Here is an 18079-nt window from a genome sequence, read left to right on the forward strand (position 1 = left end):
TTTTTAGAAATCTGTGTATCTTTGTTTTACAAAGTACTAGTTCAGATTAATTCTGTCTTCAAATTTTATCATAAAATTAGCAATTGCTGTATTTCAATTTTGAATAGGCAATGTTCATTTTTTTGTTATATTTTCAATTGCTAAATAAAATATTTTAAAAACTGACATATCATTAGGAAAAGCTTTTTTGTTTCTAATAACTTTTCGTAATTGACTATTAACAGATTCAATAGCATTTGTTGTATAAATTACTCTTTTGATTTCTGCAGGATAACTAATAAAAATCATCAAATTTTCTCAATTTTTATATCAAGATTTAGCAATTTGGGGATATTGTTTATTTCATTTACTTTCAAATGATTCTAAAGCTTGCATTGCTTGTTCTTCACTACATGCACTATAAATTGGTTTTAAATCTGTAACTAGAGTTTTTCTTTAATTTTGTAGAAAAGTAATGATACATGATAAAGTGTTATTTTTAGAGAATTTTTACACTAAATAATGTTACTTTTAACAAATTTTTAATTAAAAATAATATTTTAAGTGTAAATTAATGAATAATTTTTGGTCATCCATACTTTTCTACATAATTAAAAGAGTTTTTCGATGTTTGTATGAAACATATTTTAAACTATTTCGAATTTGATGAACAATGCATAATTGATGTTCTGTTTTAGGATAAACTGCTTGTATTGCTTCTGACATGCCTGTTAAATTATCACTACAAGCAATCAAAATATCATTTAAGCCTCGATTTTTCATTTCTGTGAAATTAGCTAATCAAAATTTAGCACCTTCATTTTCACTAATTCATAAGCCTAAAACATCTTTTTTACCTTCTAAATCAACTCCTAATGCTATATAAACTGATTTATTAATAATCCGTTTATCTTGTCGAACTTTAACTACTATACAATCAAAATAAACAATCGGATAAATGCTTTCTAATGGTCGATTTTGTCATGCTTTGACATCATCAATAACATCATCAGTAATTTGACTAATAACACTTTCACTAATATCAGCACCATGATATAACTCTTGTAACTGCATTCTAATGTCAGATAGAATCATACCTTTTGCATATAGTGAAAGCACTTGTTGATCAAAACCATCAAATCTTCGCTGTCTTTTTGCAACTATTACAGGAGTAAAATCACTATTGCGATCTCTTGGTACATCAATCTCAATTTTACCTTGTTGAGTTATTAATTTTTTTGAACTTGTACCATTACGAGCATTTTCAGTATTACTATGTTGATTTTTTTCATATCCTAAATAATTTTGCATTTCAGAATTCAACATTTTTTCAACTAAACGTTTTGTTAATTCTTTATATAAACCTCCTTCTTTAAAAACTGTTGTTAAATCTTCAGTATTTTCTAATAATAAATCTACTGCTTTTGATATTGGATCATTATTATTAATATTTTGTTTTTTAGCCATCTGTAACTCACTCTTTCTAGTCATTTAATTATATTTACTAGAATTAATTAAACATAGTTATTTTTGTAAGTTACACAGATTACTAAACATTGCCGAAATTTTAGATATTAAAGCAATTAGTGATATTGTCCATCAATATAATCCACAAATTCAAGTAATTGTTGATAATACTTTTTCTACACCAATCATTACTAAACCTTTAATTTTTGGTGCTGATATTGTTATCCATTCAGCAACAAAGTATATTAACGGTCATTCTGATGTTATGGCCGGAATTGTTTGTGGTAAAAGTACTTTAATAAATAAAATTCGTTTTAAAGGATTAAAAGATTTAACAGAAGCTGTATTATCACCTCATGATGCCTTTCTTGTTTTAAGAGGACTATCAACTTTAGAATTACGATTATGAAGAGCTTGCAAAAATGCAAGAATAATTGCAGCAAGATTAAAAGAACATCCTAAGATTAAAAAAGTATTTTATCCTAGACTAACTAATTCAGCAACAGAACAAGTACTTTATGAACAACAAATGAAATTACCAGGAGCAATGATTAGTTTCGAATTAAAATGTGGATATGATGGAGGAATCAAACTATTAAATAATTTAAAATTAATAATTTTGGCAGTTTCTTTAGATGGAGTTGAGTCATTAATTGAACATCCTGCTTCAATGACACATTCTACTTATAATGCACAAGAATTAGCAGATGCAAATATTTCAGAAGGTCTTGTTCGTCTTTCAATTGGTATTGAATATGTTGAAGATTTGTGAAATGATTTGGAACAAGCATTAAAAAAACTATAATAATTATTTATATATAAAAAATAGACTCATGAGTCTATTTTTCATTTATAAATAAAACAATTTATTAGCAATATGCAACCATCAATAACATGTTTCCACTTAAACAAAAATCAGTATAACCATTTGGTAAAATAAATGAGTCACCTTTTTTAATACTAGTATCATCAATTATACCATTACCATCCAATACTGAGATTTGCAATCATCTAGTATTAGGATAACTATAATGCTTAATTCCCTCATTAATTAATTTAATTAACTTAAAAAACTTATTATCAACTAAATAATTATCATGGCCATTAGCTTCACTACTATTTAAATCAGGGGCTAAAACAATAGTTGATGCTTCTTTCAAATGCAAATTTCGTAAATTACCAAGTTCATCTTTACGATCATAATCATATAAACGATATGTAATATCTGATGATTGTTGTAGTTCAAAAACCATAGTATGTGCTAATAAGCCATGAATTTTTAGAGAAGGAACATAAATAAATTGATCTTTTTTAATTGGAATATATTTTAATAGTTTATGTCATTGTTCTTTTGCCAATCATTGATTAAACTGATCTTTGGTTTTAGCATTATGACCCAAAATAACTCTACCTTTGGGTAAACATTCTAATATATATCAACATTCAGTTTTTCCTAAACATTGATGATTTTTTTCTGCGAATTTATCATCAGGGTGAATTTGAACGCTTAAACTATCATTTGCGTCTAAAATTTTTGTTAACAACGGATATTCTTTATTAATCACACTACCTGAACTATCAAGATTAGCAAATAAACTAGGTTGCTGTTTAAACAATTCTGCTAAACTTAATCCCTTATACTCGCCATTTAAAACATAACTCATTCCATTGGGATGAGCACTAACTAATCATGCTTCACCAATTGGTGTATTTTTAGGTAAATCAAAATTAAATTTGTATGCTAATTTTTGACTACCTCATAATTTGCGAATAAAAGCAGGTTTTAAAAAAATTATTTGTGATGTGCTATTATTCATATTCACTCTCCTAAACTTTGATTATTTGTTCAATTAAACTTTATTTTTACTATTTTTAGATTTAGATTTTTTGCTATTAAATATTTTAATGATTCTTTCATTCATTAATTTAAAAACCTTAATATTACGTGATTGAATAATTAATAATCCACCATATACTAAACAAGTAACAATACTTCCAACAATAATGGCTAAAAAGAATAAAAGAATACTTACCCAAAGCGCATAATTAACTGAACTAACTGCACCTAAGATAGCAACAATAGGGCCACCATGACCAGCAGCATCAGTTAATAAGAAAGCACCGGCAATACTACCAGCAACAGCACTACCAATAATATTACTAATAATAGCGCGTTTTGGATCTCTTACTGCAAAAGGAATCGCACCTTCAGAAATACCAATACACCCCATTAACATTGCTGTTAAACCTAATGTACGTTCACTTTCATTAAAGAATTTACGAAAAATCAAAGTTGTTAAACCCATTCCAAGTGGTGCAACAGGAATAGCTGCAGCTACTGCTCCCATAAATAATTGTGAACTAGGATCAGCAGTTATCGTTGTTGAGGCTGCTAAAAAAGCAACTTTGTTAATTGGACCACCCATATCAAATCCAATCATGGCTCCTAGCAACATTCCAATTGCTGCCATTGCTTCACGTGGCATGTGAGTTAATCCATTTTGAAATTGTTCCATTATTCAACCAATTGGAGCTCCAATTACATAAATAAAAGTGAAACTAATTAAAAATGTTACTACAATAGGAATAAAGAAAATTGGCATAATTGGAGCAATAGTCTTTGGTACTTTTCAAGTAATAATTCATCTTACTAAATATCCAACACTTGGACCAATTAATAATGCTCCTAAAAATCCAGCAGAAACCTTTGGTTCTAAACCAGCAATTGGATAAACTAATCCTGCTGTATTAGCAACATATGCACTTACCATTGCCGGAACCAAGGCAGCACGTCCTGCAATTGAATTAGCGATAAAACCAGCTAAAATTGGAATCATTAATGTAAAAGCAATACTTCCAGCTTGATTCATAAAATAAAGAAAATGATTATGTGGTAAATCTTTAATATCAAAGTTTGCACCATAAACTGCTTTAGCAATACCAATTGATAATGCTAACATAATTCCACCAAAAACAACAAATGGAACCATATAACCAACACCAGCCATAATATGTTTCATAATTCCCTGTTTATCAGTAGTAAATAAATCATTTGATTTATTTACTTTTTCCGCTTTTTGTCCCGATTCTGACTTGTTTATTTCATAAGGTTTTGCGTTAGCAAAAGCATCATTAACAATACTTTCAGGATTTTTAATAACTTTGCTAATTTCTACTTTATATAATGGTTTATTATTAAAACGTTCTAATTTTAAATCTGCAACACCGGCCGATACTGCAATAATAACTAAATCAGCATTGGCAATATCAGTTGCTGTAAAAGCACCTTTAATACCAATACTACCATGAGTTTCAACTTTAATATTATAGCCTAAATTTTTTGCAGCAATTTCTAATTTATCTTGTGCAATATAAGTATGTGCTACTCCAACTGGACAAGCAGTAATTGCTATAATATTTTTAGTTTTTTTTGAAGAACCTTTCATATCTTCACTAATAGTTTTACTACTAGTTTCAACATTAGGTTTATTATTAATATTTAGTGATTGAATAATTACTTTTTTATCTTTTGAATTAAATAATATTGATTGAAATTCCGGTTTTGTTAATCTTTGTGCCACTTTTGATAAAATTTCCAAGTGCTCATTACCAGCACTTTTTAGTGGCACAATTAAAGCAATAATTGCTTTAACGGGTTGTTCATCTAGTGCTTTCCAAGGAATTGGCTGTTTAAAACGCATAATAAAAATTCCTGATTTAACAATATCTTCATTACGAGCATGTGGCACAGCAACACCACCACCAAAACCAGTAGTTCCTTCTCCTTCTCTTTGTAGAAAACTATTAACTAGTGATTTTTCACTAATATTTTTTTTCAAAAAACCTAATTTTTTAGCAGAAGTTGCTATTTCTTGAAAAGCTTCTGCTTGTGTTTTACAATCAGATTCAATAAAAACGTGTTCTACTGTCAAAATATCATCTTGTTTAGACAACATACTTCATCTCCTTACTTAATAAATATTCATGACATAATATTAAATTATTATTTTAAAAAAAACAGTTTTTTTATTTAAAAAATTAATTAAATTTTTTAATTACTTTATTAGTTTTAATTCTATTTTCTAAATATCAATCTTTATGCTTTGATTTTAATAAATATGTTGTTACTAAATCATTAAAATAAGTAATAGCAAATAATGGAGAAATAAATATTTCTTGTGCTTCATAAAGTCCTGAAGAAACAATATTAAATGTTCAATCAGCATAAGTCACTAATTCAGTTTTATCTTGTGATGTAACAACTGCAATTTTAGCATTATTCTTTTTAGCAAGTTTAGCTGCTTCAACAATAGTAGCGGTTTTACCTGATAATGAAAAAAGAATTATTACATCTTCTGGAATAATTAAAGAAGCATGCATTAAAATACTATCATCATCTTTATTTAAACAGATTGATCGTAAACCAAACCGATATAATTTATTTGATAAATCCTCCGCACCTAAACCAGAATGACCAATGCCTGCTAAATAAATACAAGCTTTACGATTATCATCTATTCAATTAATAAATCTTTGTAATTCCTCATAATTAATCGTTGAATCATTTAAATCCATCAGTTTTTTATAATGTTCTTTTAAAACACTACGATCACCAAAAAACTCACGATTTAAAGCTTTGAAAGTAGTTTCTTGCGCAGCTAAACTAATGATAAATTCACGATAACCTTTAAATCCCAATTTCTTAATTAAATTATAAACAACACTATAACCAACAGTATTTTCTTTAGCCAAAGAACTAATAGTAACTTGATCCATTTTTTGACTATTCTTATTAATATAGTTAATAAGAACTTTTTCTTTTTTTGTGAAATTATTTTCTTCCTTTGATACTCTAGATCAAAAATTATCATTGATAAGCATGTAAAAACTCCTTTTTAAACTAATGTAAAATATTTAAATATTATTATTTTTTAATTATGTGATGAAAATGGATCATTAATATAATATGGTTGCAAATCTTCCATGTTTTTTACTTCGATAAAATATGGTGACAACTTTTGAAAATTTTCCACAATATTACACTTTTCTAAATTTTCAATTATTTTATAATCTAGTAAATCACTAATAATACCAATTTTAGCATTTTCATCTACTAATTGCGGCTGAATAATTATTTTTCCATTATCACATACTGCCAAATAACTTTTATTATTGTATGCTGACAAAACACTTATTGATTTTATTAATCCTGTCTGTAATAATAAACTATTAATAGTAAAAACCGTTAAAAAACTATTCAAAACTTTAAGTGTTTTGACAAAAGTAATTGCTACTCTAATTCCAGTATAACTGCCAGGACCATTTGCAATAACTACTTTTGAAATATCTTTTAATTTTATTTTACATTTTACAAGTAAATTAGTAATAGTTGGAATTGCCAATTCTGTTTGTTTTTGTCAAGCAATAAATGATGAACTTGCTAAAATTTTATTACCTTGCAAAATCACCACTGTTAATTTGTTATTTGTTGTATCTAAATATAATTGATACATAACATCACCTTATTATTTCATTTAGTTGCTATTAATAATTTTCTAATATCTTACATACTTATTATAATATCATGTATAATGTAATTAAAATAGAAAAAATATAGAATTGTGAGTTGATCCATATGGGAATAGGAAAAAATATAGGATTTAAAAGTAAATTTTCTGATTTTTTACTTTGATCTGGACTAATTATTGCTGTTATAGGTCTAATAATGCAATTTGCAATAGTTTTAATTGAGTATAAACCAATAACAGTTGGAACACCCAATCCTCATAATTTATGAACTCCAGATGGCCCATGAGTTGGTATTTGAACAATGATTTCTACCTTTACTATTCAATCAAATTTTTTAGTTTTTCTTTTCTTTTGTTTTGTATTAACAAATCGTTTTCATGACAATCGCGCACAATTTGTTTTTGGGCGCTTTTCATTAGCAATTACTGTTTATATTACCGTAACTCTTATCGTATTTTTTGCTGTATTATTTAAACCAATGATAAATAATTTAGATAGTAGTAATAGTATTAGCATATTAAATTTTATAAATACATTTTTATTACATTTAATAGTACCAGTGATAGTGATTTTATATTTTATGTTTTCTGCTGGTAAATACTACTGAAAACTTGGAAAACAAACATATCTTTGAATACCAATTATTTCTATTTACATGTTTGTATATTTAGGTTATGCACTTGCTAAAGGAAATTTTGTTGGTTTTTTAAGAAAAGGAACAACAGAAATTGATTATTCATTTCCATATCCATTTTTAGATTTTCATAAAAGTTTAACTACTTTCTTTATTTATATCTTTGCAATTTTAATCTTATACATAATTTTGATGTTACTTTTTACTCTTTATAATAATATTCTTTATAAGAAAAATAATAAACCAATAGCAGCTTTAAGAGATACAAATTTTTAATGTAAAATAATTTATAAATAAAGTGTACTAGTTTATAAACTAGTACACTTTATTACTATTATTTATTATTTAAAAAATATTGAAAAATAATTGTAGGGAGGAATATATATTTGTGAAAAGTAAAAATTTGAAATTGTATTATTTTTTTTAAATATTATTTTGTTATTTTTTGCCTCCTTTTTCTTAATATATTTTATTTTAAAATTATATAAAAAATCCTTGTATAGCATATATAGTATACAAGGACTTAAAGTCAAATATAAAATTAAAAGCGGCATTACCTAAATATTTTCTAAACATTTATAACTGCCATTTTTATTGTAACTTACTAAAAAGAAAAAACAAGTAATAACATTTTTTACACTTATCATTTTATATTTTTATATAATATATTGTATTTTAACAAGTACTACTTAAAAATAATAAACTTTATTTTAAATATTTCTTTTTACGAATAATAACAACAACTATTGGAATTATAGTTAAAAAACTAATAATGAAGCCACAAATGATAATAATATTTCAATTATTAACTAACATTTTAGTTGTTAATGATATATTAACATCTCAGGGACGATCTGAATTATTACTTTGTAAATAATTAACATAATTTTGTTTAGCAATATCACCTTGATATTGAATAAATCATGATAAAAACTCACCAGCAGCATTATTTTTTAAATCTTCAATTTTAATACTATTATTAGTAGCACTAGTTAAATATTGTTGAAAACCCACTAATAAATTATTAGTTTTTTCAAAAAAATCAGTACAATTTGGAAAATTAGGTATTTTTGTATTGCTTCTATAAACAGTAATATATTGTTCAGAAGCAGCTTGACGTTGTAAGTCAGATGTATCTAAACCTATACAATAAACTTGAAAATTACTTCCTTGATTAAGAGTTAAATTATCACCATCTTTAATAGGTGTTCCCAAATCATTTTTTGCTTTTTGTAAAGTTTGTGAATCAACTTTTCATTTTAGTCAATGTTGTTGTGAATCACTAATATTTACTTTAGCTTTCTCAATAGCTTTATTCATAACTATTAATGTATTTTTATTATCTTGTGAATTATTTTGAACTAAATATTGAGGTACAATTACAGGATTTTCTTTAACTTTTTCATCACTAATAGTACTAAATTGAATATTTGAACTATTATTTGTTAACTTAATAGTTTTACTATAACCACTATCTTTAACACTAACATTAAAAATAGTTGATTTTAAATCATCGCCTGGTTTATGATTTAATATTGCATAACTAATTGAATCATTATCAACAACTTCATCCTTTTTATCATTTATTAATAATTGTTCATTTTTATCATTTTTATTTTTTGCTAAAATAGCTAACATTGGTTGATTAGTATCATTAGGATTACCATTATTAAGTGGTAAAATTGCTAACCGATCTTGAACACTTTTATGACTATTTAAAAAATCATCGCTCGGTTTAATCATATAAGGAATACTAAAATAATTATTAAAATCTGCCCTAGGATTTACCGTTGCAAAAATACCATTGTTAATCTGCGCTGGTAAACTATTATCATGGTAACCAACATAAACATAGCCAAAACTAGCAATATCATTAAAACTTTGTTTAGCAACACTACGACCAATAACTTTATCAGTAAAATATTTAATACCATTATCTGGTAAGATATTATTAGCTTTGTTTTCAATTTGTTCCTTAAATTTCTTATTAACATCTTTACTAATATCATCATTTGGATTATTATTAACCTTATTAATAAGATCTGATCAATCATTAAATTGTTCTGTTATTACTTCTTTATGCAATCTAATAAAATCTTCATACTTATTATTAATTGAATTTCAAGTATTGGCTTCACTAATTAAATTTTTATTATTTTCCTTAACAGTAATATGAAACCCAGAAAGTTTGTTACTCTCATTAACAGTACTAATATTAGATTGATGATTAGTAACTATCATTAAACTACTAGTAAGAGATAATGCCAAAGCCAAACTTATTGTTTTAAAACTTTTAGTTTTAAAAAAACTAAAAGATAAGAAATTTGTCATTATGATTACTCCTTTTTTACCTATTATTTGTGTTTATAATTATAATATTAAATTAAGCATATTTAATTAAATACTTAAAATCTTAGTTTTAATAAAATAAAACTAAGGATATATAATCAATTATTAAACTTTTTGTTAAATCAACATATATAATTTTAATACTTATATAATTACTTATATATTCATTAAAATTATAAGGATAAAAATTATATCCTTAACATTAATAATAAACTTTATTACCAAAAAATCAAGATTAAATAATTAATAAGTTAATTTTTTTTAACTTATTAAGTGTTTTAAATAATCAGTTAGTAAATATTAATAGTGATAGCGAAAAACTTGATATACTAAATAAGTAGCATATTCAATCATAATAAAAAATTAAATTTCCTATCAAAAATTTAATTAAATTTAATTCTAATATAAATAGGAGAAAAAATATGAATTGAAAAAATAGTAGTGAATACCGATTAAAAAAAAGAAATCTTATTAAATTTATTTGACGTTTATTTGGTCTACTTATTATTTCTTTATTCTTAATTTTTGATTTAATAATTACTATTAATTATCCCAATGCTTTCATTGTTCCTAATGTTGATAAACCAACTGAAAGATTAGCAATTTATTATTTTTATTTTACAACTCAAACTAATTATTTAGTACTCATTTATTTATTTGCTTTTTTATTTGAAAGTAAATTTAAAGAAAATTCAAAACCAAGTTTTTATATTTTATTAAGTATTACTATTTATATTACAATTACAATGTTAGTATTTTGAATAGGTATCATTAGTAATAGCCAAGAAAGAAGTAAATATGGAACTGATATTTATTTATGATTTAAAACAATAATTCTAAATCTAATTATGCCAATTGTTATGATTTTAAATTTTGCTTTATCATGTGGACGTGATTTTTATTCACTAAAAAATCATCATAAACTTTATATGTGATTTATTTTATTTTATCCTTGTTTTTATGTAGTAATGGTAATGGTTCGTGGTGTACTACGTGTTAAACAAGGAGAAAATATTAATACTTGTTATCCTTACTTTTTTTTCAACTACCAAAAATATGGTGTAGAAGTATTAGTTACTGCTATTATTTTTCTGTTAATTATTAGTATTGGTTTACAATACTTTTATTTACCTGAATTGTAAATATAAATGGGACAGTTTTTAAAATAATTGTATTAAATCTATTGGTCTTTTATAAGATAGTGATTTTCTGGGTGTAGAATTAATTTGAAATGCTATAGTATTTAAATCTTTTTGTTTATATGAAGATAGATCTGTAGATTTTGGTAAATATCTTCTTAAAATACCATTATTATTTTCATTTAAACCTCTTTGACAAGGTTTACCAGGATCTGCAAAATAAATCTTAACATTACAATTTTTTTCAATTAATTTTCATTTACTAAATTCTTTACCACGATCAAAAGTAATAGTTTTAACTGTTCCTTTTTGTAACTTTGAAATAAATTTTATTATACTTTTTGTAATATTTTCTGATTTATTATTTTTAGTTGCTAAAGGAATTGTGGTTTTTGATCATATATCAGCTAAAGTAATAATAGAACTTTTATGATCTTTACCAATGATAGTATCACCCTCTAAATGACCAAATTCTTCTATATTTTTAATATTAGGAATGATTAAATTTCTTTCATGAATAGACTTACAATTATTAATTCTGCCCCTAGTTTCTTTTTGTTTGTGAGGTTTATTTTTTCCTTTTCTCAATAAGTTATTTTCATCAAAACCCATTCGATTTGTTTTAAACATGTTATATAAAGTTTTTGTTGAAATACTTTTTATTTTATTTTCCTTTAAAAAATTAGCAATTATATCAAGAGCATAATTTTTAGTAATTAACAAATGATTAATAGTATTAATTTCTATTAAAGTTAAAATTATTAATTTTCTACCTGCATTTTGTTTATTTTTTTGAATTTTATTCAATATTTCTAATGGTAATAAGTTTTGATTTAATAATCTACAAACTCTATGTACAGTTGATTTACTATAATCAATGGCTTTTGCTATTTTACGAATCGAAAATCCATAACTTTTATATTCTTTTATTGCTATTATTGATTCAATAGTCAGATACTTATACATTGTGCTAATTCCTTTCTTTTCTTAATTATAGAATTAACACAATTTAATTTTTATATAAGTGTCCTTTTTAATTTTACAATTCAGGTTATGAATTAATAACATACAATATAAAAAAAAGCATGATGATGATAAACCAAATTTTCCAATCATTACTTATCCTTATGGTTTTAAATTATAAAAAAATAAAATAAGGCTTTTAATTTCTAAAGCCTTATTTATACAATTTATTTTAAATATTTTTAATTATTCATTTACCATAGAAACTACTTCTTCTGGTTTATTAGCAACTGGAAGATATTTACCAATAATTAATAATACACCTGAAGCAATATTAAGTCCTAAAAAAATAATATTAATACCACTAATAAAATTAAAATTTGATGAAAACATAGCTATTAAAGAAAAACCTTTTAATTATGTAGAAAAGTATGGATGACCAAAAATTATTCATCAATTTACACTTAAAATATTATTTTTAATTAAAAATTTGTTAAAAGTAACATTATTTAGTGTAAAAATTCTCTAAAAATAACACTTTATCATGTATCATTACTTTTCTACAAAATTAAAGGAAAAACCTGCTAAAACCAAAGTTACAATTCAAACAGCTAAACCACTATTAGCATTTCCTATTAAAAGTCCAAAAATCAATCCAACAATAAATATTGTACTAACTCCTGATGTTAATGAAGTGTGATCATATTTTGTAAAACTGTTAAAAATGACACTACTTGCTGTTGCCAAAATAATTGTAATAATTACACTTCAAATAATATTTATAATATTTGTTATGAATCCAATTTTAGCTCCAATATATAATTTTTTATCTAATTTCTTTTCAACCTTATCCATTTTTTCTCCTTTTTGCTTAAAATCTTTTTTACATTTTAATATTCTCAATCTTAACATAAAAAAAAATTAAATTTTAAATTAAATATTAACACAAACAAAAAATTTGGCATCGTGCTATTTTCCCATTGCTGGTATTTTCGCCGCTGGAGTGCTTAACTGCTGTGTTCGAGATGGGAACAGGTGTGACCACTCCGCCATGGACACCAAATAGTTTAGCAATTGCTCCCTAAAAACTAGAAACAGACATCTTTAAATTTGATTACTTTTGATTTGCAATAGAGAATATATTCTTCAATAAATCCTCGATCTATTAGTATCAGTAAGCTGAACATATCACTATGCTTACACACCTGACCTATCAACCTTGTAGTATTCAAGGGATCTTACTTCTTTCGAATGAGAAATCTCATCTTGGAACTGACTTCGCGCTTAGATGCTTTCAGCGCTTATTCATGCCCTACATAGCTACCCAGCTGTGCCACTGGCGTGACAACTGGTGCACCAGAGGTAGGTCCATTCCGGTCCTCTCGTACTAGGAACAGCTTTCCTCAAATTTCTTGCGCCCACGACAGATAGGGACCAAACTGTCTCACGACGTTCTGAACCCAGCTCGCGTACCGCTTTAATGGGCGAACAGCCCAACCCTTGGAAGCGACTACACCTCCAGGATGCGATGAGCCGACATCGAGGTGCCAAACCTCCCCGTCTATATGAACTATTGGGAGAGATTAGCCTGTTATCCCCGGGGTAACTTTTATCCGTTGAGCGACGGCCTTTCCACACAGCACCGCCGGATCACTAAGCCCAACTTTCGTTCCTGCTCGACTTGTATGTCTCGCAGTCAAGCACCCTTTTACCTTTGCGCTCTACATATGATTTCCATTCATATTGAGGGTACCTTTGGGCGCCTCCGTTACTTTTTAGGAGGCGACCGCCCCAGTCAAACTACCCACCAGACACTGTCCTTAGACCAGATTATGGTCTCAAGTTAGAATTTCAATATAGCAAGGGTGGTATCCCAATGGTGACTCCATGCCTACTAGCGTCTGCATATCAACGTCTCCCACCTATGCTGTACAAACTACACCAAAATTCAATATCAAGTTGTAGTAAAGCTCCACGGGGTCTTTCCGTCTAATCGCGGGTAACCTGCATCTTCACAGGTACTAAGATTTCACCGAGTCTATAGCCGAGACAGCGTCCGGATCGTTACGCCTTTCGTGCGGGTCAGAACTTACCTGACAAGGAATTTCGCTACCTTAGGACCGTTATAGTTACGGCCGCCGTTCACTGGGGCTTCAGTTCAAAGCTTCGCTTATGCTAACAAATCTCTTTAACCTTCCAGCACTGGGCAGGCGTCACCCCCTATACATCGTCTTACGACTTAGCAGAGAGCTGTGTTTTTGCTAAACAGTCGCCCGGACCTCTTCACTGCGACTCATATTGCTATGAGCTCCCCTTCTCGCTAACTTACGGGGTTATTTTGCAGAGTTCCTTAGCTATAGTTATCTCGCTTGCCTTAGGATATTCTCCTTGACCACGTGTGTCCGTTCTCGGTACAGGCACCATGGTGATGTCTTTAGAAACTTTTCTTGGAAGTATGGCATCAAATGCTTCGTTACTAAACGAACCGTTCACTCCCCATCGTACTTCAAGGTTAACGCTGTGCGGATTTGCCTACACAACCCTCTTTGTACTTAGCCCAGCACTACCAACCACTGGGACATTTTAGCCTTCTCCGTCATTCCATCAGTCACCATGGTGGTACAGGAATATCAACCTGTTATCCATCGACTACGCCTTTCGGCCTCGCCTTAGGTCCTGACTAACCCTGGGTGGACGAACCTAGCCCAGGAAACCTTGGTCAATCGGCATGAAGGATTCTCACCTTCAATCGTTACTCACGCCGGCATTCTCACTTCTAAACGCTCCACTAGTCCTTCCGGTCTAACTTCGTCGCAGATTAGAACGCTCCCCTACCGCCCACAATATATGTAAACATATATATAGACCCATAGCTTCGGTACAATGCTTAGCCCCGGTACATTTTCCGCGCAGAATCATTCGACTAGTGAGCTGTTACGCACTCTTTAAAGGATGGCTGCTTCTAAGCCAACCTCCTAGCTGTCTGAACAATTCCACATCGTTTTCCACTTAGCATTGATTTGGGGACCTTAGCTGATGATCTGGGCTGTTTCCCTCACGTCCATGGACCTTATCACCCATAGACTGACTGCCAGATATGTAACAATGGCATTCGCAGTTTAATTGCATTCAGTACCCCGAGGTGGGGCCATCATACATTCAGAGCTTTACCTCCATTGCACTAATTCTGACGCTAGTCCTAAAACTATATCGGGGAGAACCAGCTATCTCCAGGTTCGATTGGAATTTCACCGCTAGCCACAAGTCATCCACGGTCTTTTCAACGAACGTTGGTTCGGTCCTCCATTAACTGTTACATTAACTTCAACCTGCTCATGGCTAGATCACCTGGTTTCGGGTCTACGACCACATACTAAACGCCCTATTCAGGCTCGCTTTCACTTCGGCTCCGTCTTTTCAACTTAACCTTGCATGTAATCGTAACTCGCCGGCTCATTCTACAAAAGGCACGCCGTCACCCATTAACGGGCTCCGACTTGTTGTAAGCATATGGTTTCAGAAACTATTTCACTCCCCTCTCGGGGTACTTTTCACCTTTCCCTCACGGTACTGGTTCACTATCGGTAATTGGTTAGTATTTAGCCTTACGCAGTGGTCTGCGCAAATTCCGACAAGGTTCCACGTGCCTCGCCGTACTCAGGATACTGTCAAGAGATTTATACATTTCGCATACTGGGCTTTCACCATCTATGGCGTTGCTTCCCAACAACTTCTGCTATATATAAATTTTGTAACTCTTCATAGGTCGAACCTAATAGACAGTCCTATAACTCCAGTCTGACGACTGGTTTAGGCTGCTCCCTTTTCGCTCGCCGCTACTAAGGGAATCGCATTCGCTTTCTTTTCCTCTAGGTACTAAGATGTTTCAATTCTCTAGGTATCACTCTGCACAACTATGAATTCATTGTACAGTACTATCTGATTAAAGATAGTGGGTTTCCCCATTCGGACATCTCCGGATCAAAGCTTATTTCCAGCTCCCCGAAGCTTATCGCAGGTAATCGCGTCCTTCATCGTCTTCCAATTCCAAGGCATCCACCATACGCTCTTAATAATTTATTTTTAGAATATCCTATTGCAAGATAAAAATTATCTTATTTTTTTAAAAAGATGTCTATTATCCAGTTTTTAAAGAACAATTGCTCAGAGAAAACAATCCCTGAAAACTAAACAGAACAAAAGAAGTAATCCAATAAATCATCCATCTAATTTTTCTTGTTGTCTTGGTTTCTTATTAGAAACTAAACTCCATAGAAAGGAGGTGATCCATCCCCACCTTCCGGTAGGGATACCTTGTTACGACTTAACCCCAATCATCAACCCTGCCTTTGGCAGCTCCCTCCTTGCGGTTAGGACACCGACTTCTGGCATTGCCAACTCTCGTGGTTTGACGGGCGGTGTGTACAAGACCCGAGAACGTATTCACCGCGACATTGCTGATTCGCGATTACTAGCGATTCCGACTTCATGAAGTCGAGTTGCAGACTTCAATCCGGACTGAGACTGACTTTTTGAGATTTGCTTGACCTCGCGGTTTAGCGACTCTTTGTATCAGCCATTGTAGCACGTGTGTAGCCCAGGTCATAAGGGGCATGATGATTTGACGTCGTCCCCACCTTCCTCTAGCTTACACTAGCAGTCTCCTTAGAGTCCCCAACTTAATGCTGGCAACTAAGGACAAGGGTTGCGTTCGTTGCTGAACTTAACCAAACATCTCACGACACGAACTGACGACAACCATGCACCACCTGTATCCTTGTTAACCTCTACTATATCTCTATAGCTTTGCAAGGTATGTCAAGACCTGGTAAGGTTCTTCGCGTTGCTTCGAATTAAACCACATGCTCCACCGCTTGTGCGGGTCCCCGTCAATTCCTTTGAGTTTCACTCTTGCGAGCATACTACTCAGGCGGAGTACTTAATGCGTTAGCTACAGCACTGCCTCATGGCAACACTTAGTACTCATCGTTTACGGCGTGGACTACTAGGGTATCTAATCCTATTTGCTCCCCACGCTTTCGTGCCACAACGTCAGTAATAGGCCAGTTAGCCGCCTTCGCCACTGGTGTTCCTTCATATATCTACGCATTCCACCGCTACACATGAAATTCCACTAACCTCTCCTATACTCTAGTAATGTAGTTTCCAAGGCGGTTAGGGGTTGAGCCCCTAAATTTAACCTCAGACTTGCAAAACCGTCTACGCACGCTTTACGCCCAATAAATCCGGATAACGCTTGCCACCTATGTATTACCGCGGCTGCTGGCACATAGTTAGCCGTGGCTTTCTGGTAAGGTATGGTCGATACTAAAATCATTTCCTATTCTAGGACTTCTTCCCTTACAACAGACCTTTACAATCCGAAGACCTTCATCAGTCACGCGGCATTGCTCCATCAGGCTTTCGCCCATTGTGAAAAATTCCCTACTGCTGCCTTCCGTAGAAGTTTGGGCCGTGTCTCAGTCCCAATGTGGCCGTTCATCCTCTCAGATCGGCTACGCATCGTTACCTTGGTAAGCCATTACCTTACCAACTAGTTAATGCGCCGCATCCCCATCAATTAGCGAAGCAAATGCTCCTTTCATTATTTATCATTGCAAATAAATAACATATGCGGTATTAGCTGTCGTTTCCAACAGTTATTCCCCACTAAATGGTAGGTTAGATACGTGTTACTCACCCGTTCGCCACTAAAGTATTGCTACTTTCGTTCGACTTGCATGTATTAGGCATGCCGCCAGCGTTAATCCTGAGCCAGGATCAAACTCTCAATAAAATTGTTTTTGTTAAAAGATGATGTCTGACTTATTTAATTTTTAATAAAAAATTGACGGATTAATTCTTGTTCTATTTAGTTTTCAAAGATCGTTTTTTCTAGTTTGTAACCCATTTATTTTTGGGACAATAACAATAGTACAACATGCCATAATTATTGTCAACCTAATTATCATAAAAAAGCATTATTTTTTTAAAATTAAAATTATTAAAATTTTTTATA

General features: G+C 30.3%; 11 protein-coding genes, 3 rRNA genes and 2 pseudogenes. 3 read left to right on the plus strand and 13 right to left on the minus strand.

Annotated elements, in window-relative coordinates:
- Nucleotides 1-36: 36 nt before the first annotated feature.
- Both AAHH39_RS03010 and AAHH39_RS03015 read right to left on the minus strand, forming a co-directional pair.
- Nucleotides 37-426, minus strand: a pseudogene (locus AAHH39_RS03010) (transposase); the annotation flags it as partial.
- Between the two features lie 168 nt (nucleotides 427-594).
- Nucleotides 595-1446 (minus strand): annotated as a pseudogene (locus AAHH39_RS03015) (IS256 family transposase); the annotation flags it as partial.
- A gap of 100 nt (nucleotides 1447-1546) precedes the next feature.
- Between AAHH39_RS03015 and AAHH39_RS03020 the strand changes: the two are divergent.
- Nucleotides 1547-2251, plus strand: a complete 705-nt coding sequence (locus AAHH39_RS03020) for a trans-sulfuration enzyme family protein (protein WP_342219311.1) — start codon at nucleotides 1547-1549, stop codon at nucleotides 2249-2251.
- A 64-nt stretch (nucleotides 2252-2315) separates the two neighbouring features.
- Here AAHH39_RS03020 and AAHH39_RS03025 read toward each other — a convergent pair whose 3' ends face one another.
- The 4 genes from AAHH39_RS03025 to tsaB all read right to left on the minus strand — a co-directional run bounded on the left by AAHH39_RS03025 (nucleotide 2316) and on the right by tsaB (nucleotide 6959).
- Entirely contained in the window at nucleotides 2316-3263 is a 948-nt protein-coding gene (locus AAHH39_RS03025; protein ID WP_342218791.1) for a type I phosphomannose isomerase catalytic subunit, read from the minus strand.
- A gap of 33 nt (nucleotides 3264-3296) precedes the next feature.
- Entirely contained in the window at nucleotides 3297-5402 is a 2106-nt protein-coding gene (locus AAHH39_RS03030) for a fructose-specific PTS transporter subunit EIIC (RefSeq protein WP_342218793.1), read from the minus strand.
- Between the two features lie 82 nt (nucleotides 5403-5484).
- Nucleotides 5485-6327 (minus strand): MurR/RpiR family transcriptional regulator, encoded by an 843-nt coding sequence (locus AAHH39_RS03035; RefSeq protein ID WP_252320354.1) that lies wholly within the window; start codon nucleotides 6325-6327, stop codon nucleotides 5485-5487.
- 50 nt (nucleotides 6328-6377) lie between these two features.
- The gene (gene tsaB / locus AAHH39_RS03040; protein ID WP_342218794.1) at nucleotides 6378-6959 is read right to left on the minus strand and encodes a tRNA (adenosine(37)-N6)-threonylcarbamoyltransferase complex dimerization subunit type 1 TsaB; all 582 of its coding nucleotides are present in this window, start codon (nucleotides 6957-6959) and stop codon (nucleotides 6378-6380) included.
- Between the two features lie 122 nt (nucleotides 6960-7081).
- Here tsaB and AAHH39_RS03045 point away from each other — a divergent pair, with 122 nt between their 5' ends.
- Nucleotides 7082-7885: a hypothetical protein gene (locus tag AAHH39_RS03045; RefSeq protein WP_252320357.1), complete on the plus strand. Its 804-nt coding sequence runs from the start codon at nucleotides 7082-7084 to the stop codon at nucleotides 7883-7885.
- Nucleotides 7886-8314: 429 nt separating this feature from the next.
- On the opposite strand, the gene AAHH39_RS03050 is transcribed toward AAHH39_RS03045, so the two are convergent.
- Nucleotides 8315-9940 carry a hypothetical protein gene (locus tag AAHH39_RS03050; RefSeq protein WP_342218795.1) on the minus strand — a complete coding sequence of 542 codons (1626 nt, stop codon included), beginning with the start codon at nucleotides 9938-9940 and terminating at the stop codon, nucleotides 8315-8317.
- Nucleotides 9941-10380: 440 nt separating this feature from the next.
- Between AAHH39_RS03050 and AAHH39_RS03055 the strand changes: the two genes are divergently transcribed.
- Entirely contained in the window at nucleotides 10381-11100 is a 720-nt protein-coding gene (locus AAHH39_RS03055) for a Pr6Pr family membrane protein (protein ID WP_342218796.1), read from the plus strand.
- A gap of 18 nt (nucleotides 11101-11118) precedes the next feature.
- Here the strand turns inward: AAHH39_RS03055 and AAHH39_RS03060 are convergent, their stop codons facing one another.
- From AAHH39_RS03060 to AAHH39_RS03085, 6 genes are all read right to left on the minus strand, one after another.
- On the minus strand, nucleotides 11119-12063 hold the full coding sequence (locus AAHH39_RS03060; protein WP_342217458.1) for an IS30 family transposase: 945 nt from the start codon (nucleotides 12061-12063) through the stop codon (nucleotides 11119-11121).
- 243 nt (nucleotides 12064-12306) lie between these two features.
- The gene (locus tag AAHH39_RS03065) at nucleotides 12307-12453 is read right to left on the minus strand and encodes a hypothetical protein (protein WP_342218797.1); all 147 of its coding nucleotides are present in this window, start codon (nucleotides 12451-12453) and stop codon (nucleotides 12307-12309) included.
- A 159-nt stretch (nucleotides 12454-12612) separates the two neighbouring features.
- Nucleotides 12613-12915 (minus strand): hypothetical protein, encoded by a 303-nt coding sequence (locus AAHH39_RS03070; protein ID WP_342218798.1) that lies wholly within the window; start codon nucleotides 12913-12915, stop codon nucleotides 12613-12615.
- 101 nt (nucleotides 12916-13016) lie between these two features.
- Nucleotides 13017-13123, minus strand: a 5S ribosomal RNA gene (gene rrf / locus AAHH39_RS03075).
- Between the two features lie 82 nt (nucleotides 13124-13205).
- Nucleotides 13206-16143, minus strand: a 23S ribosomal RNA gene (locus AAHH39_RS03080).
- A gap of 192 nt (nucleotides 16144-16335) precedes the next feature.
- A 16S ribosomal RNA gene (locus AAHH39_RS03085) occupies nucleotides 16336-17857 on the minus strand.
- The 16S, 23S and 5S rRNA genes sit together here, the layout of an rRNA operon.
- Nucleotides 17858-18079: the final 222 nt, after the last annotated feature.

The sequence above is a fragment of the Spiroplasma endosymbiont of Amphimallon solstitiale genome (assembly GCF_964030965.1).
GTDB lineage: Bacteria > Bacillota_I > Bacilli_A > Mycoplasmatales > VBWQ01 > Spiroplasma_E.